Origin of the sequence: Nocardia sp. CA-119907, assembly GCF_050955995.1 — a bacterium.
Taxonomy (GTDB): Bacteria; Actinomycetota; Actinomycetes; order Mycobacteriales; family Mycobacteriaceae; genus Nocardia.
In genome coordinates this window covers 7,852,831-7,876,412 of the sequence record NZ_CP192091.1, presented here as the reverse complement: position 1 = coordinate 7,876,412, position 23,582 = coordinate 7,852,831, and the positions used below count along the sequence as shown (strand labels likewise).

18 protein-coding genes and 1 tRNA gene are annotated in these 23,582 nt (G+C 67.0%); 3 read left to right on the top strand and 16 right to left on the bottom strand.

All coding sequences use genetic code 11. The annotated features are described in order from the left end of the window. Positions 1 to 78: 78 nt before the first annotated feature. The gene (locus tag ACQP2D_RS35415) at positions 79 to 1,116 is read left to right on the top strand and encodes an alpha/beta fold hydrolase (protein WP_433680283.1); all 1,038 of its coding nucleotides are present in this window, start codon (positions 79 to 81) and stop codon (positions 1,114 to 1,116) included. On the opposite strand, the gene ACQP2D_RS35410 is transcribed toward ACQP2D_RS35415, so the two are convergent. The 14 genes from ACQP2D_RS35410 to orn all read right to left on the bottom strand — a co-directional run bounded on the left by ACQP2D_RS35410 (position 1,107) and on the right by orn (position 16,899). Then, positions 1,107 to 1,346 carry an ATP-binding cassette domain-containing protein gene (locus ACQP2D_RS35410; RefSeq protein WP_433680282.1) on the bottom strand — a complete coding sequence of 80 codons (240 nt, stop codon included), beginning with the start codon at positions 1,344 to 1,346 and terminating at the stop codon, positions 1,107 to 1,109. The two genes, ACQP2D_RS35415 and ACQP2D_RS35410, sit on opposite strands and share 10 nt — an antisense overlap. Before the next feature lie 183 nt (positions 1,347 to 1,529). Continuing rightward, entirely contained in the window at positions 1,530 to 2,972 is a 1,443-nt protein-coding gene (locus tag ACQP2D_RS35405) for an aldehyde dehydrogenase (RefSeq protein WP_433680281.1), read from the bottom strand. Then, positions 2,969 to 4,444: a dihydrolipoyl dehydrogenase family protein gene (locus tag ACQP2D_RS35400; RefSeq protein WP_433680280.1), complete on the bottom strand. Its 1,476-nt coding sequence runs from the start codon at positions 4,442 to 4,444 to the stop codon at positions 2,969 to 2,971. The genes ACQP2D_RS35405 and ACQP2D_RS35400 overlap by 4 nt, the downstream gene beginning before the upstream one ends. A gap of 21 nt (positions 4,445 to 4,465) precedes the next feature. Beyond that, on the bottom strand, positions 4,466 to 4,912 hold the full coding sequence (locus tag ACQP2D_RS35395) for a VOC family protein (protein WP_433680279.1): 447 nt from the start codon (positions 4,910 to 4,912) through the stop codon (positions 4,466 to 4,468). A gap of 34 nt (positions 4,913 to 4,946) precedes the next feature. Then, on the bottom strand, positions 4,947 to 5,798 hold the full coding sequence (locus tag ACQP2D_RS35390; protein WP_433680278.1) for an alpha/beta fold hydrolase: 852 nt from the start codon (positions 5,796 to 5,798) through the stop codon (positions 4,947 to 4,949). Between the two features lie 149 nt (positions 5,799 to 5,947). Then, positions 5,948 to 6,859: an aldo/keto reductase gene (locus ACQP2D_RS35385; protein WP_433680277.1), complete on the bottom strand. Its 912-nt coding sequence runs from the start codon at positions 6,857 to 6,859 to the stop codon at positions 5,948 to 5,950. A gap of 370 nt (positions 6,860 to 7,229) precedes the next feature. Continuing rightward, positions 7,230 to 10,034: a DUF5682 family protein gene (locus ACQP2D_RS35380; RefSeq protein ID WP_433680276.1), complete on the bottom strand. Its 2,805-nt coding sequence runs from the start codon at positions 10,032 to 10,034 to the stop codon at positions 7,230 to 7,232. Then, positions 10,031 to 11,149, bottom strand: a complete 1,119-nt coding sequence (locus ACQP2D_RS35375; RefSeq protein ID WP_433680275.1) for an ATP-binding protein — start codon at positions 11,147 to 11,149, stop codon at positions 10,031 to 10,033. The genes ACQP2D_RS35380 and ACQP2D_RS35375 overlap by 4 nt, the downstream gene beginning before the upstream one ends. Positions 11,150 to 11,162: 13 nt before the next feature. Next, on the bottom strand, positions 11,163 to 12,518 hold the full coding sequence (locus ACQP2D_RS35370) for a vWA domain-containing protein (protein ID WP_433680274.1): 1,356 nt from the start codon (positions 12,516 to 12,518) through the stop codon (positions 11,163 to 11,165). 41 nt (positions 12,519 to 12,559) lie between these two features. Then, on the bottom strand, positions 12,560 to 13,936 hold the full coding sequence (locus tag ACQP2D_RS35365) for a hypothetical protein (protein ID WP_433680273.1): 1,377 nt from the start codon (positions 13,934 to 13,936) through the stop codon (positions 12,560 to 12,562). Further along, a complete protein-coding gene (locus ACQP2D_RS35360) occupies positions 13,936 to 14,445 on the bottom strand; it encodes a hypothetical protein (protein ID WP_433680272.1) in 510 nt (169 codons plus the stop codon). The genes ACQP2D_RS35365 and ACQP2D_RS35360 overlap by 1 nt, the downstream gene beginning before the upstream one ends. Before the next feature lie 303 nt (positions 14,446 to 14,748). Beyond that, entirely contained in the window at positions 14,749 to 15,783 is a 1,035-nt protein-coding gene (locus tag ACQP2D_RS35355; protein ID WP_433680271.1) for a Gfo/Idh/MocA family protein, read from the bottom strand. Between the two features lie 337 nt (positions 15,784 to 16,120). Next, positions 16,121 to 16,193, bottom strand: a tRNA-His gene (locus ACQP2D_RS35350). Positions 16,194 to 16,248: 55 nt separating this feature from the next. Then, a complete protein-coding gene (orn, locus tag ACQP2D_RS35345; RefSeq protein WP_433680270.1) occupies positions 16,249 to 16,899 on the bottom strand; it encodes an oligoribonuclease in 651 nt (216 codons plus the stop codon). 244 nt (positions 16,900 to 17,143) lie between these two features. Between orn and ACQP2D_RS35340 the strand changes: the two genes are divergently transcribed. Then, positions 17,144 to 18,991, top strand: a complete 1,848-nt coding sequence (locus ACQP2D_RS35340; protein ID WP_433680269.1) for a helicase HerA-like domain-containing protein — start codon at positions 17,144 to 17,146, stop codon at positions 18,989 to 18,991. A gap of 143 nt (positions 18,992 to 19,134) precedes the next feature. Next, on the top strand, positions 19,135 to 20,778 hold the full coding sequence (locus ACQP2D_RS35335) for a S8 family peptidase (protein ID WP_433680268.1): 1,644 nt from the start codon (positions 19,135 to 19,137) through the stop codon (positions 20,776 to 20,778). Positions 20,779 to 20,796: 18 nt separating this feature from the next. Here the strand turns inward: ACQP2D_RS35335 and lysA are convergent, their stop codons facing one another. Both lysA and cmrA read right to left on the bottom strand, forming a co-directional pair. Further along, positions 20,797 to 22,140: a diaminopimelate decarboxylase gene (lysA, locus tag ACQP2D_RS35330; protein WP_433680267.1), complete on the bottom strand. Its 1,344-nt coding sequence runs from the start codon at positions 22,138 to 22,140 to the stop codon at positions 20,797 to 20,799. 561 nt (positions 22,141 to 22,701) lie between these two features. Then, a complete protein-coding gene (cmrA, locus tag ACQP2D_RS35325; protein WP_433680266.1) occupies positions 22,702 to 23,505 on the bottom strand; it encodes a mycolate reductase in 804 nt (267 codons plus the stop codon). Positions 23,506 to 23,582 lie beyond the last annotated feature (77 nt).

Genomic DNA, 23,582 nt, shown 5'->3' with positions numbered 1-23,582 from the left:
CCCCAACGCGACCGATCGACACCGATTACGTCATCCGACGCTCGCGGCGGCACCAGCGCCCTTTCTAGCGTCAACAGCATGGACATCAGTAGAAGATTTTTCGGTGGGGTGCTCGCGGCGGGCCTGGCTGCGGCGTCACTGACCGCGTGCACCTCGGACCACACCACCGCACCCGCCACCACAGCGGCCGATGCGGACCTGCGCTCTGGATCCGGAGCCAACACCACGCTCGGCCCGATCAAGCAGATCAACGCCGGTGTCCTCAACGTCGGCTACGCCGAATTCGGGCCCAGCACAGGTCAACCGGTGATCCTGCTGCACGGCTGGCCCTACGACGCCTACAGTTATGCCGATGTCGGTCCGCTGCTGGCCGCCGCCGGATACCGGGTCCTCGTCCCGTTCCTGCGCGGCTACGGTTCGACCACCTTCCGGTCTCCGGAGACCGTCCGCAACGGGCAGCAGTCGGCGATCGCACGCGACATCGTCGATTTCATGGATGCCCTGGGCATCGACAAGGCCGTGCTGGGCGGATTCGACTGGGGCGCACGCACGGTCGACATCATCGCCGCGCTGTGGCCGCAACGCGTCAAGGCGATGGTCGCCGTGAGCGGATACATCATCACCCAGCAGGCGGCACAGCAGCAGCCATTGTCGCCCGAAGCCGAACTCGGCTGGTGGTACCAGTACTACTTCGCCACCGACCGCGGCCGCCTCGGATACACCCGCAACCGACACGATTTCAACGAGCTCATCTGGCGTCGCGCCTCCCCGGCGTGGAATTTCGACGACGCCACCTACGACCGCAGCGCCACCGCCTTCGACAACCCCGACCACGTCGACATCGTCATCTCCAACTACCGCTGGCGGCTGAGCCTAGCGCCGGGCGAACCGCAATACGACGGCTACGAACAGCAACTCGCGACCGGACCGGCCATCTCCGTGCCCGCCATCACGATCAGCAGCGACTTCGACGGCGCTGCCAAGGCCGGAAAAGGCTACCGCGACAAGTTCACCGGGAAGTACGAACACCGCATCTTGGACGGCATCGGGCACAACGTCCCGCAGGAAGCGCCGCACCCGTTCGCACAGGCGATAATCGACGCCGATCACCTGTGAGCGACGAGAAAACCCATACCGCCGCCCAGCGCGAGGCGCGATTGGTGTGGAAGATATCCCACCCGGCCGGTGAGCAGGTGCCGCGTCGGATGGCGACCGGGGAGCAGATTCTCGATCAGCGTCGACTTGCCCGCACCGTTGGGGCCGATCAGGGCGACATGTTCCGGGCCCTGGATGACGACGCTCCGATCAGCATCGCCGAGTTCCGCGATGCGGCGACTGCTCGGCACATCGGGGTCGGGCAGGTCGAGGTGAATGTGCTCGACTTGCCGGACGCGAGCCGCTGCGGCGTCCAGCGTCTCCTGGGCCGCACGGACTTTCGCGCTCGAGGTCGCAGTGGAAGCGCCGCCCTTCGACCGGGCGGCTAGATTCTGTCGACTTCCTCGATCAGCGCGTGAACACCTCCAGCGGTGTCAGACAGTGATGGTCTGGTATTCGGTGTACTGGCCCAGGCCCACGGTGCCGTATTCTCGGCCGATCCCGCTGGCTTTGAATCCGCCGAAGGGGCCGTCGAATCCGACCGGCGCACCGTTGATGGTGACCGTGCCGGTCCGGATTCGGCGGGCGACGGCCAGCGCCGCGGCTTCATCTGCCGACCACACGCCGCCGGAGAGCCCGTAGTCGGAGTCGTTGGCGATGCGGACCGCGTCGTCGGCGTCCTCGTAGGCGATGACGACCAGGACCGGGCCGAAGATTTCCTCGCGCGCGATGCGCATCGTCGGCGTCACGTCGGCGAAAACCGTTGGTGTGACATAGAAGCCGTCCCGCAAGCCGGCCGGAACCTGCGGGCCGCCGCAGACCAGGCGTGCGCCTTCACCGATACCGACCTCGATGTAGTCGCGGACTCGCTGTTGCTGATCACCACGGACCATTGGTCCGATGAAGGTTTCCGGATCGCGCGGATCACCGACCGGCAAGGACTCGACCAGTGCCGCCAGCGCTGCGACCACCTCCTCGTAGCGCGAGCGTGGGGCGAGAATCCGCGTCTGGGTAATACAGGATTCGCCATTGTTCAACAGCGAGCCGAACTTCAGTCCATTCATCACCGCGGTCAGGTCGGCGTCGGGCAGGATCACCGCCGCCGATTTGCCGCCCAGTTCGAGGCTCGCCCGTTTGAGCTGCGCGCCCGCGATGGAGGCGATCCGGCGACCGGCCCCGGTCGAACCGGTGAACGCGATCTTGTCCACCTGGGGATGCGAGATCAGGTACTCACTCGTTTCCCGTTCGGCCGGCAGCACGCTGATCACCCCTTCCGGTAGGCCGATCCGGCTCACCAGCTCGGCGAGCAGGCCCATGCTCAGTGAGTTCTCCGGAGATACCTTGAGCACCACCGAATTTCCGGCGAGCAGGGCGGGCAGGATCTTCGATGTCGCGGACGAGAAGGGGGAATTCCACGGGATCACCGCGGCCACCACGCCGACCGGTTCGCGCCGCACCACGGTGCGCAGCCGCGCATCCGGGTCCGACGGGGTGAGCGTGCGCTCCCAGTCGAATCGCTCCGCCGCCGCGAGGTAGGCATTCGCCTGCCGGGTGAGACCGGCCTGGCCGGCCTTGGTGAACCATGCGGCGGAACCGTTTTCGGCGGTGATGAGCTCGGCGATCCGGTCGGACTCTGCCTCGCGCAGCGTGTTGAACCGTCGCAGCGATGCGATTCGCTCGGTGGTTGGGGTGTCGCGCCACACCCGGCTTTCAAATGCGGCGTGCGCCGCCGCCACCGCGCGGTCCACATCGGCGGGTTGCGCCTGCGCCGCTCGGCCGATGAGCGATCGGTCGTGCGGAGAGAGAATCTCCAGCAGTGCCGGTTCGCTGGGTTCGATCCACGAACCGCCGATGTAGAGCCGGTCGTAGGTAATCATCTATTGTCCTCGGAGATATGCGAATTCTGTTGGTCGCGATAGGTTTCCAGCAGGCGCAGCCAGATTTCGCTGATGGTGGGGAACGACGGGACCGCGTGCCAGAGCCGGTCGAGTGGGACTTCTGCGGTGATGGCGATAGTGGCCGAGTGCAGTAGTTCGGCGACGCCTGGTCCGGCGAAGGTGGCGCCGATGATCACCTGGCGCTGCGGGTCGATCAGGACGCGGGCCCGTCCTCGATAGCCGGGATCGTGTTGGATCGCGCCGGCGACGCGGCCGATGTCGTAGTCGACTACATCCACGTCCCGCCCGGCGTGGGCGGCGTCCTCGGTGGTGAGGCCGACCGCTGCGATCTCCGGATCGGTGACCACGACCTGCGGCACCGCCTCGAGGTCGGCGGTCCCGGCGTGGCGGCCCCAACGGCCGGTGTCCAGTGCCAGTCCGCGTGCCCGGGCGGCGATGACGGACCCGGCGATACGGGCCTGATATTTGCCCTGATGGGTAAGCAGCGCACGGTGATTCACGTCCCCGACCGCGTACAGCCATTCACCTTCGACCCCGGTCACGGTGAACGAATCGTCGGTGCTGAGCCATTGGCCGGATGTCAGGCCGATCGTGTCGAGGCCGATGCCCTCGGTACGAGGTGTGCGTCCGGTCGCGAGCAACAGCTCGTCGGCGACCAGCCGGGTGCCGTCGGCAAGGGTGAGGTGGATGCTGTCGTCGGGTCCGCCCGCGCGTTCGGCGGCGGTGATGGTGGTACCGAAGCGCAGCTGGACACCGGCTTCCCGGAGGCGTTCGGCGACCAGGTCCGCGGCGAAGGCTTCCACGCGGCCCAACAGCCGAGGCTCGCGGGCGATGAGCGTGACGCGCGCGCCCAGCGCCTGCCAGGCGGCGGCCATTTCGGTGGCGACCACCCCGGCCCCGAGAATCGCGAGCCGGCCGGGTACTTCCCGGGCGCTGGTGGCTTCGCGACTTGTCCACGGCCGCACGGCATCCAGGCCCGGTAGCGGCGGCAGGGCCGCGGAGGTACCGGTGCACACGGCCACCGCGTGCCGGGCGGTGAGCCGCACAGTGTCACCCTCGGGCGTGTGGACCTTCACCTGCCTGGGTCCGTCGAGGCGGCCGTGACCGCGGATGAGGTCGACCTCGATGGAGGCGAGCCAGTCGACCTGGTCCCGGTCGTTCCAGTCGGCCGCCATACGGTCGCGGTGTTTCAGCACCGCGGCCGCGTCGAGTCGTCCGGTGACCGCGGCGGCGACGCCGGGGAAGCGGGTGGCCTCGCGGTAGAGCAGGGCCGGGCGCAGCAGGGCCTTGCTGGGCTCGCAAGCCCAGTACGAGCATTCGCCGCCGACCAGTTCGGATTCGACGATCACCGTGCTCAACCCAGCGGCGCGGGTACGGTCGGCGACATTCTCACCGACCGGCCCGGCTCCGATGACCACGACATCGTAGGTGCGAATTTCCTTGTCGGACATGAGTTCACCTTCGATGGGCGGTCAGCGGCCGGGCGCGCGCTGGGTGACTTCCTGCAGGAACCAGCCGTTGCCGTCGGGATCGGTGAAAGCGGCGAACGAACCGTAGCTGCGATGCTGCGGATCCGCGCCCGGCACACGGCTTTCGGTTCCAGCGTGGTGGAAGACGCCGGTGGCGTCGCGGAACGGTCCGTCGACAGCGATCCCGCGCTCGGTCAATTCCGCGACGGTTTTCTCGATATCGGTGACGATCAGGTGCAGCCCGTGCAGTGTTCCGGGCGCTGCCGGGGTGACTCCGGCGCCGAAGATGATCGAGCATTCCGAGCCGGGCGGCGTCACCTGCACGACGCGATAGCCGTTGTCCACCGGGAAATCGGCGTCGAGACGGAATCCGAGGCGCTCGGTGTAGAAGGCTTTGGCGCGATCGACATCGGCGACGGGCACGACGATGACTTCCAGTTTCAGATCCATGATTCGTGTTCTCCTCGAGTGTCTTTCGCGATGGTCAGTGGGCGGCGGTGTTCCGGGCGGCCTGCTCGATCACATCGGCGACCAGATCCGGGTGCGAGACGGCGACCGAGTGCGATGCGGCGACTTCGGTGACCTGTGCGTGTGCCCGCTCGGCCATGAACCGCTGCGCCGCGACCGGGATATTGAAGTCCTGGGTGGTGACCACATCCCAGCTGGGTTTATCGGTCCAGGCGGCGACGGTGGCCTTCTCCTCGAGTGCGGCCTGGGCGATCGGGCGTTGGGCGGCGGCCGCCAAGGCGGCACGGTCGGCGGGGACGTCGGCGGCGAACTGGTCGTGGAACTTGCCCTGCTGGATGTACAGATCGGTGCCGGGGCTGCCGTCGGTATTGGTGTACGCGACCGGGTCCAGCGTGGCGGGCAGGGTGGATCCCGGGAACTTGCCGGTCAGCTCGAGCGCGGTTTCGCCGGGGGCGGGCAGGAACGCCGCCACGTACACCAGCGCCTTCACCTGATCACTCCCCGCCGCGGCGGTGCTGATGACCGATCCGCCGTAGGAGTGCCCGACCAGGATGACGGGACCGTTGATATGGCTGATCAACCCCCGGACGGTGGTGGCGTCGGCGGCGGGGCCGCGCAGCGGGTTCGCCGCCGCGACAACGGGATACCGATCCTTGCCGAGCTTGTCGATGACGTCGTTCCAGCTCGATCCGTCGGCGAACGCGCCGTGTACCAGGACAATGGTCGGCTTCGGCGCGTCCTCGCTCGGCCCGGCGTGGGTGGTGCTCGCGGTGCACGCGACGGCGAGGCTACCGGCGGCCACTGCGGCCGTGGTCGCCGTGATCGCCCGGGCAGCGCGCCGCGTACGGGGGCGTCGAATGTCGACCATGTCGTTGTCCTTTCCAGGAACGGTGAAGCAGCTTGTGCGGATTCCACTGTGGGATGCGCGGCCCTGACGCCACATCTGTCAACTGACGCCGACCATGACGTAGTCACCGTGTGCAAGGGGTTGCCCCGCCCATCACCTCGCCGTGAGGGTCAGTCGGCCGATGCCGTCGACTGTGGTGCCGCTGCGTACTTCGTGGGCGGCGCGATGGCCGAGAGTCGCTCGAACTGGTTGTCGGACAGCTGGATGCACGCCGCGGCGATGTTCTGGTCGAGATGGGCCGGGGAGGTGGTGCCCGGGATGGGCAGAATCGTCGGTGACCGGTGCAGCAGCCACGCCAGCGATGCCTGGACCGGGGTCACGGCGAGTTCGGCGGCGATGTCTGCCAGCGCGCCGGTGGCCCCGGCATGCGCGCCCGCCGCGACGGGAAACCACGGGAGGAATGCAATACCTTGCGCGGCTGTATATTCCACGACGTTCTCGGCGTCACGGTGGGTGAGGTTGTAGAGGTTTTGCACGCTGGCGATCGGAGTGATCTCCGCGGCCGCGCGAATCTGGTCGACGCTGACCTCCGACAGGCCGATATGGCGGGCCTTGCCCTCGGAGACGAGCCGGCTGAGCGCGCCGATCTGGTCCGCGAGCGGAAAGGCCGGGTCGATGCGGTGCAGTTGCAGCAGGTCGATGTGGTCCAGCTTCAACCGGCGCAAACACAGTTCGGCCTGCTGGCGCAGATAAGCCGGGTGCCCCAGCGGTGTCCATTCCGTCGGAGTCGGGTGCACGGCACCGACTTTGGTCGCAATGACGATATCGTCGCGGTACGGGGCCAGGGCCTCGGCAATCAGTTCCTCGGTCTCGCCGAGCGCGTAGGCATCGGCGGTGTCGATGAGGTTCACCCCCGACTCGATCGCACGGCGCAGGATCGCGAGCGATGCCTGCCGGTCGGCGGGCGCTCGCCAGACGTGGATCACCGACGCGTCGAAGCCGGGTTCTTGTGTGCCCAAGCGCATTGTGCCGTATCCGATTCGTCCAACGGTGAGCTCGCCGAGCTTGAAGGTGGTCGTCATGGTCGCGAGGCTAGGAGCCGCCGAGCACGCGCCGCGAGAGTCGGATGACGTAATCGCTGACGCTCGCACGACGTCCGCCCCGGCCGACCGGGCACGCACTGCCCTTGCCCGTCCCTCCGGATTTGCCGAGGTCAGCCACTACTCTCTGCCGGACGGTTGCTGGCGTGGCAGTAAGGGGGCCCTGGTTCGAGTAACACCGCATTAGGCCCACGTAGATATGCAGGTCAGGCCCCGGTGGAGCACCGGGCCTGACCTGTTCTGTTCGAACCGACCCCACGTTTTCGCTGAAACGGGGCTGGGGCATGTGATTTGGCCGGGCCAGTTCGGCGGTCACCCGGCCGCCCATTCGGACGAACCAGCCGGGCCCGCGTCAGCTCCGTGCGGCTGACATTCCGAGCTGCACCGCCAGTGCGGCGGCGGTTGCGGGGAACCGGTCGAGCAAACCGGTTACCTCGCGGTTTCCGGCCGGTCCGGCCTCCTGCCAGCCGCCCTCGACGCCGAGCAGTCCGGCGAGCGCGTCGCAGGCGGCGGGGTGGGCGGCCAATAGTTCGGTGACCGGCCCGCGCGGTGTCGCCGCCACCGGCGTTGCGGCCGTGGTGAGTTCGATCGACCAGGGCGGTACGAAGGCGTCCACGGCGGGCAGTGCGCTGGGGAAAGTGCGGCCCGCTTCGCGGACCAGTCCCGGGATCAGGTCACCCGCCTGATCCTTCAGGGTGGTGATGAGCTTCGGCAGCCACGGCAGCAGCACCGTGTCCGGCAGCGTACCGAAGGCCTTCGACAATAGTTCCACTACAAAGGGTTTCAATGCCGGAGCCGGGTCGATGGCCTGCACGAAACCGCTCACGTACTGCGGAACCGTCGGCAGTACCAGGGGATTGGCCAGCATCCCGTCGCACCGCTCGCGTAGCTCGACCATGGTCAGCAGGCCGAGCTGGAACCGCGCCGCCCACAGCAGGGCCACCTTGGCTGGCGCCTCCGGGTGCGATTGCAGCACCGCCAGTTCCAGCTGGGTGTGATCGCACCCCAGCGACAGCGCCAGGTTCTCCATCCCGAACAGGAAGCCCAGCATGGCCGCCACCTGCGCCGGTCCGGTCTCCTCGGCGGCGAAGGCGGTGGGCAGCAGGGTGCAGTAGTGCGCGTACCCGGCCGTCACGAACCGTTCGCACCACGCCGGCAGGCCGGCCTCGGTGGAGCGGAAGTAGTTGAGCAGCACCCGGATACGCCGAAGCACGACGGGCGCGTCGTCGACTGTTCGCTCGGCGGCGAGGAGTTCGACCGCCCGATTGCCCAGCTCGTCGGCGAGCCGGACCGATCCCAGATACACCAGCGCGTCCTCGACCGCGCCCAGCGCCACCGCCGCTGTCACGTCCGGTGCGGCGACCGCCCGCCGCAGGCGCTGCTCCAGCACCTGCTCCACCGACACGCCCTCGTAGCCGAGTTCCACCAGCGAGCGCTGGTATTTGCCGAGCCCGATATCCCAGCTCTCCTGGATCGAGGTCTCACCCAGTCCGCGTGAGCCCATGATGGGCCGCAGCGCGTCCTGTGGCAGCAACCTGCGCAGCAGCCACAGCAGATCCGAGCATGGTCGCAGGTCCGGATTCGCCTTCAGGTCCAGCAGTGCGCGTTGCAGTGTCCGCTTGGACAGATCCAGCCCCAGTGGTTCCAGCCGGTCGAGCACATCGCGGGCCAGCGGTGGCAGCGCCGCGTATCCGACCTGGCCGATGCGGTCGCCGCCGAGCAGGATTTCGCACAGCCGCCGCACATCGCGCCGCCCCGGCACCCGGTCCTTCTCGAGGCAGGTGACGGCCGCGTCCTGGAAGTCGTACGGCGTCGGACGGGCGCGATTGCGCAAGCCCGCCAGCAGGATCGAGGTCTCGAAGATGGCGATAGCGTCGGCCGTGCTGGCCAGGTAGCCGTTGCGCCGGGCCAGCCGGACGATATCCACCGACCATTCCAGAAGTTCGGCCTCATCGAGTGGGTCCAGCACCGGTGGCCGGGACAGAAATCCCGAAAGCTGGTCCGTCACCTCGGCTTCTGCTCGCGCCGCCAGCAGCGGCGGTTTCTTGGCGCGTTTCTTCGTTCCCTGCTGGCCCTCCAGCTGGAAGGACTGCAATCTGCCGCGCCGCAATCCCTTCGCCCAGGTGGCCGCCGCGATCGACACCGCGCCGCCGGCCAGCCCGAACTGCGCCTCGATGGCGGAATGGCTGGACGGGATCAGCCCGTAGTGCCACTTGGTGGCCGAGCGCGACGAGATCTCGAACGCCGCGTCCGACTCCAGCCCGAACTGTTCGACCGGGCTGGCGGCATGGGCCGCGCCGCACACATACAACACCTGTGCCGGATCGATGTCGTTGGCGGCCAAATGTTCCCGCATGCGGGTCCACATGTACCGCTCGCGGTCCTCGTCCTCGACGGTGCTGCCGCGCCGCAGCCGCCGGAACAGGCTGCCGATCATCACCATGACCTGGCGGTAGGTATCGTAATCGGCGTCCACGAGGGGTTGCTCCACGTACTGGTCCCACCATTCCGACCAGTGCCGGACCTTGCCGTGGTGCAGCAGGTGTTCTTCCAGTTCGGCGAAACGCGGTCGCAGATCACCGATTTCGATGCCGACCGCAGCTCCGTGCAGGCCCTCGTCCTCGGGCTGCTCGCCGTCAGCGGAGGTTTCCGATTCCGCCTCTTTGGGAGCCCACTGGAAGACGTGATCGGTGGACCGATCCACCAGCACGAGTTCGACACCCGGCGTATCGAGCGCATAGGCGATGGCCTGGTACTCGGCCGACGATTCGGTGATCGGCGCGACCACCGACAGCGGTGCCCATTCCGCCGGGAAACCCTCGATATCGGTGGCGAAGGCCTGCAAGGCGACCGGCAACCGGCAGTTGCGCAGTTCGTCCAGCAGCGGCCGCATGTCTTCGCACAGTTCCAGGTAGATGACGCTCGGCTGCTTTTCGCGCAGCCGCCGCACCATGGCCAGACCGGAGGCGGGTGAGTGGTGACAGACCGGGAAGATCTCCAGCCGCTCCGACAGCGCCCGGTCGACATCGTCGACCATGCCTGTCAGGATGTCGCCCGCCGCCCCCGGCATTCCGGCGAACGCGACGGCGGCGTCCGCCAACTGATCCCGCAGCGCGGCAAAGGTATTCGGCGTGGACCGGGTATCGGAGACGATCACGACAGCCTCGCGATCGCCGCCCGGCCGCCTTCCAGGAATTCACCCCAGGCGGCATTGCCGTTCTTGTCCTTGGTGCGCGGCTCGACCACGCCGTGCAGGTACTTGTTGAGAATGGCCAGGTCCTCGGGCGTGCGCCGGGCCAGGGACCCGACCAGCGAACCGGCGAGGGTCTCGGCGCGCAATTCCTTCGCACCGAAGAACTGGCTGTGCAGGATGGCGTCCTCGAGCACACCGATCTGCTCGGCGGTGGACAGCGCCGACTCCAGCTTGTCGTCGTCGCTGGTGGCGGCGGCCGCGGCGGCGCGCAGATCGGCGAAGCTCTCCAGCAGGATGTCCAGCAACGTGGGTGGCAGTTCCAGTTCGAGGGAATGGCGGCGCAGCAGTTCCGCGGTGCGGAAACGCACGATCTCCGCCTCGCTCTTCTTGTTGGACACCACCGGAATGCGCACGAAGTTGAAGCGCCGCTTGAGCGCCGAGGAGAGGTCGTTCACACCCCGGTCGCGGCTGTTGGCGGTGGCGATGATGGAGAAGCCCGGCTGCGCGAATACCACATTGTCGTCATCGAGCTCCGGGATGGAGACGTACTTCTCCGACAGGATGGAGATCAGCGCGTCCTGCACGTCGCTGGTGGAGCGGGTGAGCTCCTCGAAGCGGCCGATCACGCCCTGCTCCATGGCGGTCATGATCGGGGACGGGATCATCGACTCCCTCGACTGCCCCTTGGCGATGACCATCGAGATGTTCCACGAGTACTTGATGTGGTCCTCGGTGGTGCCGGCGGTGCCCTGCACCACCAGTGTGGAATTGCGGCTGATGGCCGCGGCCAGCAGCTCGGCCAGCCAGCTCTTGCCGGTACCCGGATCACCGATGAGCAGCAGACCCCGGTCCGAGGCCAGGGTGACAATGCTGCGCTCGACGAAGCTGCGGTCGCCGAACCACTTCTGCTCCACCTCGCGGTCCAGTCCGTCGGCGCGTTCGGAGCCGAGAATGAACAGCCGCACCATCTTCGGGCTCAGCCGCCACGCGAACGGCTTGGGGCCGTCGTCGATGGATTCCAGCCAATTCAGTTCCTCGGCGTACTTGACCTCGGCGGGGGCGCGCAAAACGTCGTTCATGATGGCTGGTCTCCTAGTCGAGAAAGTTCTTGAGTTCGTGCACGAGCTTCTGGATGCGTCCGGAAATCACCGGGGTGCCAAGGTTTTTGAACCGTTCACGGAACCACGGGTTGACGCTCTGGTGGCCGGAGCTGTTCACCGAGCCGACCGGGATGAGCTTCACGCCGCTGCGGTGCACCGCCTCCATGGCCTCGAACAGCGGCTGGGAGCGGTCGAACTCGTAGAAGTCTGAAATCCACACCAGCACAGTGTTTTTCGGGTCGGCTATCTTGGGCTGGGCCATGGCCATGGCGACCGGGCCGTCGTTGCCGCCGCCGAGATTGGTGCGCAACAGCACCTCGAACGGGTCGTGCACCCACGGGGTGAGATCCAGGGCGCGGGTGTCGTAGGCGATGAGATGAACATCGACCTTGGGCAGGCCCGCGAAGATCGACGCCAGAATGGTGCAGTTCACCATGGAGTCGACCATGGAACCGGACTGGTCCACCACCACGATCATGCGGGCGGGAACGGTGCGCTTGGCGGTCTGGCGGTAGTAGAGCCGGTCGACGTAGAGGCGCTCGTCCTGAGGGTTCCAGTTGGGCAGGTTCTTCCAGATGGTCCGGTCCACGTCCAGGTTGCGGAGGATGCGCTTGGGCGGGACCGAGCGGTCGACGGTGCCGACGCTGGTCTGCTGCACCTGGGTGCGCAGGACCTCGGCGACCTCGTCGATGTAGCGGCGGATGAGGCGTTTGGCATTGGCCAGGGCCACGCCGGACAGATTGTGTTTGTCGCGCAACAGTTGTTCGATGAGCGACATGCTCGGGGTGAGCTGGGCGGCCAGGTGCGGATCGGCCAGCACTTCGCGCAGCCGCATGCGGGACACCAGTTCGCCTTCCAGACCGGTGAGCACTCCTTGCACGGCGCCGGCCTGCTCCTCACCCAGGCAGCGGCGCAGCCAAGTGGCATCGGACTGCCAGCCCGCCAGCTGGGTGGCGCTGACCTGACCGGAGCCGGTGGCGAAGACGTTCAGCAGCAGCTTGGAAACCAGTGCGGCGGTGCGGACATCGGCCGCACCGACGGGCCGGGGGGAAGCGGCTTCCGCCTCGTGCCCGGCGTCCTCGGCTGCGGAGTCCACGGTCTGGGCTGTGGAGTCAACTGTTTCGGAGAAGTCGAGGCTTTCGAACTCCGCCGTCATCTCCGGATAGCGTTGCACCACATTGTCGATGGACATGCCCGGATCGAGCATGGCCAGCGGTAACCCCAGATCGTCGACGATTCCCGCGCTCGCCTGGTCCAGCGTCGGTTGCTGATCCGCATTGAAGACGCCGGCAAGTAGACGCCAGTACAGGATCTGACGTCGCGTCTCATGATTCGGCCCACCCGTCACCCGACCGCCACCTCCCATGGAATCGCTTCGCGATGTTGTAGTCAATTGCGCAGCAACCGTCCCGCGCGTTCACGCAACACCGCCACGGCATCGCCCGACTTGGCCTGTGCCTTGGCGACTTTCGGATCGGTCGGGCCGAGCGCCCAATCACCGTTGTGGAAGGCGGTGAGTGCGCTCTTGACCTTGCGCCGCACGGCCAGCGGTCGCACCGACCAGCCACTGGCATCCCAGCGCAGCAATCCGATCATGGTGCTGGAGCCGGTCACCCCGGCCGGAGTGAGCGGACCGGCGGACGGCAGCGCGTCCAGTTCCACCCGAATCCGCTGCTCACCCAACTCCAGCGCACCGTCGCGGAACCGATACCCCTCGAGCAGAACCGGTTCGGCGATGTGCACCGGATCGCGATTCAGCGGCGCGACGGCCGGGGCCTGAGCCTGCGGCAGCTGCACGGTGGCGGTGACGAACGGATCGGCGGCATCCCCGGCCTTGGCCTGATCGTCATTCCACAGCAGGTCACCGGTCGCCGTCAGCGGCATCTCGGTGAGCTCCAGCGCGCGCTGCTCCGCCAGCGCGGTGAGCAATTGCCGATGCGCGCCCAGCAACTGCCAAACCGCGGGTCCCACAATGGTGTCCACCTTGGCCGCCGCCACCGACACCAACACCCGGCGGGCCGGTGTGCCCGCGACCTCCAGCACGCCGTGCACCTGTGCCTGCACCGCGGTCCCGTGTTCGTACAGGTCCACGCCCAGCGGCAGCAGGCGACCCGAAACCGGCTCGCTCGTAGCGGATTCCGCGCCGCGCCAGGACAGCAGCAGGGCGCGCGTCCAGAGATCGGCCCAGCGTCGCGCGGGCACCCGGTCCATGGTGGCGATCGGCGCGGATGCGCTCAGTTCGGCGGTGAAGCCGTCCAGCAGCATCGCCAGCCGTCGCAGCGTGGGTTCGGCCAGTAGCGACTCTACGGTGTGATCCGCGGCCGCCACCAGGTCGTGGTCCACGCCGCGCCATCCGGCGATGGCCAGTTCGCCCAGCCAGGCGCGGGAACCCGCTGCGAGTGGGCTCGGGGTGGCGGTATCCGGTGTGGTGGTCCACTCGGATCGATTGCGGCCCATGGCCGTATCGGCTTGGTCGACCAGTGCGTCGTGCACCGCGCCCAGCAGGGCGGCACGGGCGGCGGCCAGCGCTGACAGCTCGCCCGTGCCGATCGCCCCGGTGCTCACCCTCGACACCGCCGCCGTAACCGCCTCGGCCAGTGGCGAACCCGCCACGGCTCCGGCCAGCGCCGCCAGTGCCGCGCTCTGCGGTTCGGAGACTCGGGCGAAGCCGTTGACCAGCGCGGTATCGAAGCCGCTCACCGCGTCCAGGGCCGCCGCGACGCCGTCGGGCGCATCCGCCAGCGCGGCCAGTTGTACAGCCTGCATCAGCGACCCACCCCCGCCGGGAACCAGTGCAGTTCCGGGATCGGCGTCGCGCTACCCGGCAGTTCGAGGTAGGTCAGATGCCGCAGGAACCGGCTGAACACCGCGGCGGCCGGAGCCGGGTCGCGAGTTCCATTGAGGCAGTTCGCGAGTCGGGTGCCCTCGGAGACCTCGACACGCAGGAACCGCGCCACCCGGTCCTGCCCGTACTGGAGCACCGCTTCTTCGATGAGTGCGTCCAGATGCTTGCAGACCCACCCCTGGTTCAACCCGCCGCACGGCCGGTTGTTATTGGTGCTACAACTCAGCCCATGCGTCCCCGCGGTCACCGACGCCACGTACACGCGTGAAATATCGGACCCACTCGACACCACGCCCTGGAGGCGTCCGTCGGCCAGCTCCACGAACGGCACCTTGTTCAGTTTGCGCGGTGCGACAGCGGGCAAAACCCGCACGACAGAAGCCTTCTCCCATGCCGGTTCATCCGGCGTGGCACTCGGATTCGAGGCCATCGTTCTCCCTCCCGGTCGATCACGATGCGCCCAAGATAAGTGACGGCACCGACAAGTGCCGTCCGCACCCCGAATCGGCTGGTGAACAACACTTCCGCGTCGGCTCGTGGGCACATGTTCATCGATTGGGTTCGGTGCCAAGGGTTTTGGTTTGGGGCGGCGAAGGAGTGGTCGGCCGCTGGCGCGCAGACGCGGCGAGCTGACCGCGGAATGCCAGGGGTTCCGGGGGAACGTTGGGCGCGAAGGTAATCGTCCTGTCTTGGATTCTGCCCGGTGTTTCGGGTGTCAAGCCCGGCCATGACGTCAGATGCTCCGGACAATTCCATCGGCCGCGGACTGTTCGATGGCGGCGAGGAGCCGGTGGTGACGCAAGGCGGTCTCGAAGCTGGGATGCGGTTGCCGGGCTTGGGCGATGGCCTGGGCGACCTCCTGGTAGAGGGCTGCGATATTGGCCGGTGGGCCGGATCGGACGCCGGCGGGAACGGTGCGATAAGTGTCGGGCACAGCCAGGGCTTCATCGCCGATCCGGATGTCCCAGTCGCCCCAGTGGATGAATGTCCCAGGCTGGGCCGGGGTGGCAGTCAACGTCGCGTTGCTGCCGACGAGCTCGAGGACGAACCCGTCCCGGGCGGGACCGTTGCCGCCGTGCACGGTGACGGAGGCAGTGGCGCCGCCGGCCAGCAGTCCGTGCAGCAGCACGTGGCTGGGCGTGGCGTTGGGCACCGTCTGCTCCGTCCCGGCGACGAGTACGCGGTCGTGCGTGCGGGGCAGCCGTGCGGAGACGTCGGTCAGTGGGCCCGCGACACGTTCGAGTGCGGCCAGGAAGTGACCGGCCATGATGGTCAGGATGGTGGTTCCCTCCGAAGGATCGAGGCCGAATACCAGGTTCGGCCATATTCGACTGCCTCCCCAGGGGGCGCCCTCCGCCACCAACGCGACCGATTCGAGCGTGCCGATCCGACCGTCGGCCAGGAGGTCCGCGACGAAGCGGGCGCTCGGGGAGTGGTGGCCCCGGAGGACGACCGCGTGCACGACGCCGGCGGCGGTGGCGGTCTCGGTCAGCTCACCCGCTTCGTCGGCGTCGACGCCCAGCGGCCACTCGGACACGACGTGCTTGCCGGCGTCGAGCGCTGCCCTGATCACGGCGGCATGCCCGGATGCCTTCACCGACACGACGACCAAGTCGACCTCAGGGTGCGCGATGAGTTCGCCCGCGTCGGCGAAGGCGTGCCGGGCGCCGTGGGCGATGGCTGCCCGGTCCGCGCTGGCCTGGTTGGTGGTCGCGACCGCGGTCAGTCGAACTCCTCGAGCGCTGCGAGCGCGGGCAGGTGCGAGCACTGCGCGCCCTCTTGGACGAAGGCGCATAGACCACGCCGCGACGAATCGGGCGCACCACAAGCGGTTCAGCGCGTCCGGCAAATCACCCTGCTGGCGTGCCCTTTCTTCATTGCCACCTCTGCTGTCACGCCGAGCTGTGTTCCAGCGCAAATCTACTTCGGCTGCGGAGTCCGATGGGATGGGAAGCGGGCTGCGGTTTGTTCCGACGGGTCCGCACGCCTCGTTCGGGGAAGCTCACGTCCCGCTCTACGAACCGGGCGGTACTGCCGTTCTACCTGCGGAAATGAAGAAGGTGCGAACCGACTCCCTCGGGATTCGGTTCGCACCTTCATAGAGGGGTGAGTGACGGGACTCGAACCCGCGACAGCCAGGATCACAACCTGGTGCTCTACCAACTGAACTACACTCACCATCGCCGGTGAATCACCAGCGCGGTCGATATTAGCGTGTCAACCCCTCGAGTCCCTAATCGGTTTCTGACGTGCCGTTTTGTGCGGCCGCGTCGGCGCCCTTCGCGGTACCGCTCAGTTCGTTCGCGATGGCGGCGATCTCGGCCGTCGACGGACCGGGGGTGGGGACGAAGGCGGTGCGTCGGTAATACTCCAGCTCGCGGATGGATTCCTTGATATCGGTGAGGGCGCGGTGGGTGAGCCCCTTCTCCGGCTGGCCGAAGTAGATGCGCGGGTACCAGCGGCGGCACAGCTCCTTGATCGAACTCACATCGATCATCCGGTAGTGCAGATGCGAATCGAGCGCGGGCATATCGCGGGCGATGAAGCCACGGTCGGTTGCGATCGAATTGCCCGCCAGCGGGACCGTGCCCGCGGTCGGGGCATATTCGCGGATGTATTCGAGTACCTGCTTCTCGGCGTCGGCGAGGGTGACGGTGGAGCGGCGCACCTCATCGGTGAGGCCGGAGCGCGCATGCATATCGGCGACCACCTGCGGCATGGCGGCCAATGCCTCGTCATCGGCGTGGATGACGATATCCACGCCCTCACCGAGAATATTGAGGTCGCTGTCGGTCACGAGCGCGGCCACCTCGATCAGCTTGTCGCTGTCCAAGCGCAGGCCGGTCATCTCGCAATCCATCCACACCACGTATTTATCGGACACCCGAGCAACCTTAGCTGTGTTTATCGGTGCTGCCTTCGGCATCGGCGAATGCTCGCTCTCGCTTCGCCCGAAACCGGCAGTTGTGCCGGTGCTGTCTGCGTAAGAAGTGCCCGTCACCAGCGGGTTGGTCCTGCTCGACCACAGGGGCGGCGATAGAGTTTGCGGGAGATCGGCGTAGGCGTTTTCGGCACGACAGCTAACACTGCGGAAGCGGTGCGGAGTCAGACGAGACGGAGGACGCGCGATGAATACAGGGTCGCGGAGCGATTCGATCGGGGGCGGTGGTCGGGAGACGGGTGCGCCGACCCCTCGGGAGAGGGCGGCCGCGGCCAGGAAGGCAGCCGAGGACGCCGCGCGCGTCGCGGCGGAGGCGGCTGCGGCTGCCGAAGCCGCCGAGCTCGAGTTGGCGGAACAGGAGGCGGCGGCCGCGACCGCCGAGCCGAATGCGGCCCATGCGGTGGCGCAGGCCGGTGCCGCACAGTCGAGGGCCGCCGCGACGGCCGAGACCGCGGCCGCCAGTGCCGCGGCGGCCGAAACCGCGAAGGCGGCCGCGGACGAAACCACCAGGGCCGCAGAGCAATCCGTGGCCCAGCAGATCGCCGCCGGGTACGCGTTCGACGGAGTCGCGCTGGAGCTGGGCACCATTGTCGTCGACGGTGCCGTCGATTCGACTGCGCGCGTGCGGATTCCGATGCGCACCATGAACCGGCACGGCCTGGTCGCCGGTGCGACCGGTACCGGTAAGACGAAGACGTTGCAGGGCATCGCCGAACAGCTCTCGCGGACCGGTGTGCCGGTGGTGCTCGCCGATATCAAGGGCGATCTGTCGGGGCTCGCGCAGCCGGGTCAGTCGAACGACGAGCTCAGCGCCAGGGCGGCCGAAACCGGTGCGGCGGACTGGACGCCGGCCGGATTTCCGACCGAATTCGTCTCGCTGGGCACCGGTGGAGTCGGGGTGCCGATTCGTGCGACCATCACCGCATTCGGGCCGGTATTGCTCAGTAAGGTGCTCGGCCTCAACGAGACTCAGGAATCCACGCTCGGGCTGATCTTCCACTGGGCCGATAAGGCGGGGCTCGGCCTGCTGGATCTGAAGGATCTGCGTGCGGTCATCACCCATCTCACGAGTCCGGAGGGCAAGGAAGATCTCGAGGGCATCGGCGGGGTTTCGGCGGCGACCGCGGGTGTCATCCTTCGCGCGCTGGTGAATCTGGAAGCCGACGGCGGCGATACGTTCTTCGGCGAGCCGGAACTGGATCCGGCGGATCTGCTGCGTACCGCGGGCGGCCAGGGTGTGATCACACTGTTCGAACTCGGCGCCCAGGCGGCCCGGCCGGTGATGTTCTCCACCTTCCTGATGTGGGTGCTCGCCGATCTGTTCCAGACCCTGCCCGAGGTCGGCGACATCGAGAAGCCCAAGCTGGTTTTCATTTTCGATGAGGCGCACCTATTGTTCGCGGATGCCTCGAAGGCATTCCTGGAGCAGGTGGAGCAGACGGTCAAGCTGATCCGGTCCAAGGGCGTGGGCGTATTCTTCTGCTCCCAACTGCCCACCGATATCCCGAATCCGGTGCTCTCCCAATTGGGCGCGCGCATTCAGCACGCACTGCGCGCCTTCACCCCGGACGATCAGAAGGCGCTGTCCAAGACGGTGCGCACCTACCCGAAGACCGGGGTCTACGACCTGGAGAAGGCGCTCACCTCGCTGGGCACCGGTGAGGCGATCGTGACGGTGCTCTCGGAGCGCGGCGCCCCGACTCCCGTGGCCTGGACCAGGATTGCGCCGCCGCGCTCACTGATGAACACCATCGGCGATGACCAGATCAAATCGCGAGCGCTGTCCAGCGCGCTGTCCGCGAAATACGGCCAGACCATCGACCGCGAATCGGCCTACGAGATCCTGGCCGCGAAAGTCGCTGCGGCACAGCAGGAGACCGAGCCGGCTCCGGCGCCCGGCCGCGCCCCGGAAGAGGAGGAGTCGGCGGCCGAGCGCATCATGCGGAATCCGGCGGTGAAGAGCTTCCTGCGTTCGGCCGCCACCGCCGCGGGGCGCGAGATCAGCCGCAGCATCTTCGGCACCCGTAAACGCTGAGGGCATCACCCGAGTGCAAATCCGGACCCGCTGATATGCCGTAGTCGGGTCCAGTCATTTTCGAGTAGTCGGTACTCGATACATCATCGCTGGTCAGCGCTATTTTCACGGTGGTGTTCGGGTGGTCACAGTAAGGAGTCGTCATGCCTACCGCAAACTTCGGGACCAAAAACGATCCCGGTTTCGAATTGCAACAAAGTCCGGATCTGATCGCGGTTCGAACCCAGAACAAGCGCCCGATTCCCCGCTCCATCGGGTCGGTCCGCACACCGCTGAGCGGTGAACTCGATGACGCGGCACTGGTGGTGTCCTATCCCGAGGCCGGCGTGCAGGTCTATCGGGTGCCGCCCGATTCGCGGTCGGTCGCCGCGCGCAAGTCGGTGCTGGCCGCCGCGCCGGAGGTGCGTTTCGCCGGTCATGTGCTCGTGGATCCGGTGAGCGAAGAGCCGGTGCTGTACACCGAGAACATCTTCGTGAAGTTCACCGACGACGCGAAGCCCGAGCAGTGTCGCAGGGTGCTCGACGAGGCGGGTCTGCGGATCAAGGAAACCGTGACCTACGCGACCAACGCGTATTTCACTAGCGCGGCCGAGGGGACCGGGCAGCAGGTGTTCGATATCGCGAACGGGCTGCTGAGCCGTGATGATGTCGTCTATTGCCACCCCGAGCTGATCCGGCGGCGCTCCCGCAAGGCGATCTTCCCGCAGCAGTGGCATCTGAAGCCGACCACCATCGGCGGCGTGGCGGTGAACGCGCACGCGAATGTGGAAGCGGCCCATGCGATTACGCGGGGCAATGGCGTGACCGTCGCGCTCATCGACGACGGTGTCGATATCGACCACCCGGAATTCGCCGGTGCGGGCAAGGTGGTCGCTCCGCGCGACGCGACCTTGCAGACCAGCAATCCGCGCCCGCGCGATTCGAACGGGACCGGACCCCGAGACGGCGATAATCACGGCACCGCATGCGCGGGTGTCGCCTGCGCCAACGGCACGCTCGGCGCCTCCGGTGTGGCCCCCGATGCCCGGCTGATGCCGATTCGGCTCGCCTCCCAACTCGGCTCCCAGGCGGAGGCGCGCGCCTTCGTGTGGGCGGCCGACCACGGCGCCGACGTCATCTCCTGCAGTTGGGGCCCCGCCGACGGCGTCTGGTTCCGACCGAACGACCCGGCGCACAATCAGGTGGTGCCGCTACCGGCCAGCACACGCTTGGCGATCGAGCATGCGGTGACCAGCGGTCGCAATGGCAAGGGCTGCGTCGTGCTGTTCGCCGCGGGCAATGGCAACGAGTCCGTCGACAATGACGGCTACGCGAGTTTCCCGAAGGTGATCGCCGTCGCGGCCTGCAACGACACCGGAAAACGCAGTGTCTACAGCGACTTCGGCAAGGCGGTCTGGTGTGCGTTCCCGAGCAGCGACTTCGGGCATCCGCCGTTCCATCATCCCGACGCCCTGACGCCCGGCATCTGGACCGTCGACCGACGCGGTGCCGCCGGGTACAACGTCGGCACCACCGATGACGGCGATGCCGACGGAAACTTCACCAATAGCTTCGGTGGTACCTCCAGTGCATGCCCCGGGGCGGCCGGTGTCGTGGCATTGGTGCTGTCGGTGCATCCGGATCTCGAGTCGAACGAGGTCAAGGACCTGTTGAAGCAGTCATGCGACATGATCGATGCGCAGAACGGCGGGTACGGCGCGGACGGGCACAGCGCCAAGTACGGTTTCGGCCGTCTCAATGCGCTTACTGCGGTGAAGACCGCGAAGAAGCTGCGTGGGCCGAACTGAGCGTCAGGTCACGTGCGGTCAGTTGCCGATATCGCGGGCGAGTAGATCGGCGATGGTTTCGCGGCGGACCAGTTGGCGGGCGCGCCCATTGTGCACCGCGATGATCGGTGGACGGCCGACGCTGTTGTAGGACGAGGCGAGGCCGTGGTGGTATGCGCCGGTACACGGCACTGCCAGCACCTCGCCGGGACGTAGGTCGGCGGGCAGGCGGATATCGGTGGCCAGCACATCGCCCGCCTCGCAGTAGCGACCGGCCACCGTCGCGACCATCTGTGGGCCACATGGATGCCGATTGGCAACGACCACTTCGTAATTCGCGCCGTAGAGCGCAACGCGGGCGTTATCGCCCATGCCGCCGTCGACGGTGACATAGGTCCGTCCGCCGTCGATGTGCTTGACCGACAGGACCCGATACAGCGTGACCCCGGCGCGCGCCACGATGGCGCGGCCCGGTTCCATGGCGATATTCGGGCGCGGGAAGTGGTGTCGCGCGCAGCCTGCGTCGAGGGCGTCGTCGATGATGTCGGCGAGTTCGGTCAGATTCATCTCGGCGTCGCCGCTGCGGTAGGCGACCGCATGTCCGCCGCCCAGGTCGAGGTCGGTGAGAATGCGGCCGTAATCCTGACGGATCCTTGCCATTTCGCCGATCATCCGCCGCACCGCCTCGCCGTAGTGATCCGGATCGTAGATCTGGGAGCCGAGGTGGCAGTGGAAGCCGATCAACTCGAGGTTCGGCTGGCGCATAACGCGTTCGATCGCTTCGGTGGCCATCTCGCTGCCGATCGGGAAACCGAATTTCTGGTCCAGCACACCGGTTTTCACCGCCGGATGTCCGTGCACATCGATGCCGGGGGACAGTCGGAGCAGTACCCGCTGCGGCCGGGTGGCCAGTGCGGAGAGCAGGGTGATCTCGGTGAGCGAGTCGACCACGATCCGCCCGACACCGCTGCGAACGGCGGCATCGAGCTCGTCATAGGTTTTTCCATTGCCGTGCAGGACTATTCGCTTGGGATCAGCACCGGCCGCGAGTGCGATGGCGAGCTCGCCCGCCGAGCATACGTCCACCGAAAGTCCTTCTTGGGTAACCCATTCCGCGACCGCGCGAATCATCAGCGCCTTGCCCGCATAGATGATCTCGGCCTCCGGGAAGCCCTTCTTGTAGGCGCGGCAGCGGGCGCGCACCTCCTGCTCGTCGAGTACGTAGGTGGCGGTGCCGTACTGGTCGGCGATATCGGCGAGTGCCACCCCGCCGAGGGTGATTCTGCCGTCGCCGTCGTAGTGGGTATCCGGCGGCCAGACCGCGGAGTCGAGGCGCGAAGGCATTCCCGACCGTAGCGACGGGAAGATTTCGAGCAGCGTCACGTGGGTTCTCTCCTCGGTGCGCCCCCGCTTTCTCTACATGCGGGGCCGATTTCAGGACTACGCCGCTTCCTATTGAGCATGGGAAACGCTGACGGATCCTTGACGCTGCCGAAGCGGTTCCTGACGGGTTGCTGACCGATAGGGCATGCGCTGTGATCTGGCTCGCGCTCGCGCTGAACGATGAGCCCACCGATCAGATCTGGCACCTCGTCGCAACGACACTGGAACTCGGACCCCAGGGTTGTGCGGTCCGGCCGAGAGTGATTCCGATATCGGTTGATGCGTGCGATCGGCGGGCCAGGTCGCAACGACGCTCGAACTATGACCCCAGATCGCGCTCCGGACGAGAGTTGTTTCGATGACGGTTGATGCATGCGGTCGGCGAGCCGAGACAGCAAAAAGACGCACCGGTCTCGAGCGGCGCAGAGCACTCGAGCGGCGCAGAACAGTGGGTGCGCCACGCCTCCGTCGTCCGGATCTTCGAGCCGTGGGCGGTGTGCCAGGTCGTGCCTGTGGACTCGTCGGGTGGTGACCGTCGAGGGGTCTCAGCCCTCGGGAGCTTCAGCCGCCGAGCTTCTTGTAGAACGCTCCGGCGATCGGGGCGGTGAGGGCGCGGGGGCCGTATTGGCCCGCGACGCTCATGCCCTTGCTGATCAGGCCCGGGACCACGCGCATCTTGTTGCGGGCCAGGGCGTCGATGGAAATCTTGGCGGTGTATTCGGAGGTGACCCACATGAAGTCGGGCACCATTTTGTCGACGATGGAGGCTTCGGCCGGATCCGGGATTTCGGTGCGGACCGGGCCCGGGGCGAGCAGCGTGACGTGCACGCCGGAACCCTTCAATTCGCCGCGCAGCGATTCGGAGAAGGTATTGGCGAATGCCTTGCTCGCCGCATAGGTCGCATTGTTCGGAATCGGCATATTGCCCGCCGCCGAGCCGCTGATCAGGATCCCGCCACCACCCCTGGCGATCATCCCGGGCAGCACGGCCAACGTGAGATCGTGCACCGCAACGGCGTTGAGCTCCATCTGGTCGCGCTCATCGGCCGGATCGAGTTCGGCAACCGCGCCGAACGTGGCAATACCGGCGTTATTGCAGAGGATCGAGATATTGCGCGCGGCCAACTCCTCGACCAGCGGCGCCCGTGCGCTCCGGTCGGCCAAATCCACCGCCCGCACCTCAGCGGTAATGCCATGCGCCAACGTCAGCCGCTGCGCAAGCTCGTTCAATACCTCCCCACGCCGCGCAACCAGGATCAACGAATACCCACGAGCAGCAAGCTCAGCAGCCAACGCAGTACCGATACCAGACGAGGCACCAGTTACGACCGCGCGATTCTCAGAGGTAGGGGAGGGCAAGCTCACGAGTGGAGCCTAGGGGATGGGACCAGAAGCCGATCCCAGCGCCCATCCCTACCCCGGCTCGGCAAGGTCTCGCACGA

Bases quoted from the DNA above. Each gene is read 5' to 3' on its own strand.
- ACQP2D_RS35385 (WP_433680277.1), bottom strand. From the start codon at position 6,859: ATGACGACCACCTTCAAGCTCGGCGAGCTCACCGTTGGACGAATCGGA.
- ACQP2D_RS35340 (WP_433680269.1), top strand. From the start codon at position 17,144: ATGAATACAGGGTCGCGGAGCGATTCGATCGGGGGCGGTGGTCGGGAG.
- ACQP2D_RS35415 (WP_433680283.1), top strand. From the start codon at position 79: ATGGACATCAGTAGAAGATTTTTCGGTGGGGTGCTCGCGGCGGGCCTG.
- ACQP2D_RS35335 (WP_433680268.1), top strand. From the start codon at position 19,135: ATGCCTACCGCAAACTTCGGGACCAAAAACGATCCCGGTTTCGAATTG.
- ACQP2D_RS35375 (WP_433680275.1), bottom strand. From the start codon at position 11,149: ATGAACGACGTTTTGCGCGCCCCCGCCGAGGTCAAGTACGCCGAGGAA.
- ACQP2D_RS35395 (WP_433680279.1), bottom strand. From the start codon at position 4,912: ATGGATCTGAAACTGGAAGTCATCGTCGTGCCCGTCGCCGATGTCGAT.
- ACQP2D_RS35390 (WP_433680278.1), bottom strand. From the start codon at position 5,798: ATGGTCGACATTCGACGCCCCCGTACGCGGCGCGCTGCCCGGGCGATC.
- ACQP2D_RS35360 (WP_433680272.1), bottom strand. From the start codon at position 14,445: ATGGCCTCGAATCCGAGTGCCACGCCGGATGAACCGGCATGGGAGAAG.
- ACQP2D_RS35400 (WP_433680280.1), bottom strand. From the start codon at position 4,444: ATGTCCGACAAGGAAATTCGCACCTACGATGTCGTGGTCATCGGAGCC.
- ACQP2D_RS35405 (WP_433680281.1), bottom strand. From the start codon at position 2,972: ATGATTACCTACGACCGGCTCTACATCGGCGGTTCGTGGATCGAACCC.
- ACQP2D_RS35365 (WP_433680273.1), bottom strand. From the start codon at position 13,936: ATGCAGGCTGTACAACTGGCCGCGCTGGCGGATGCGCCCGACGGCGTC.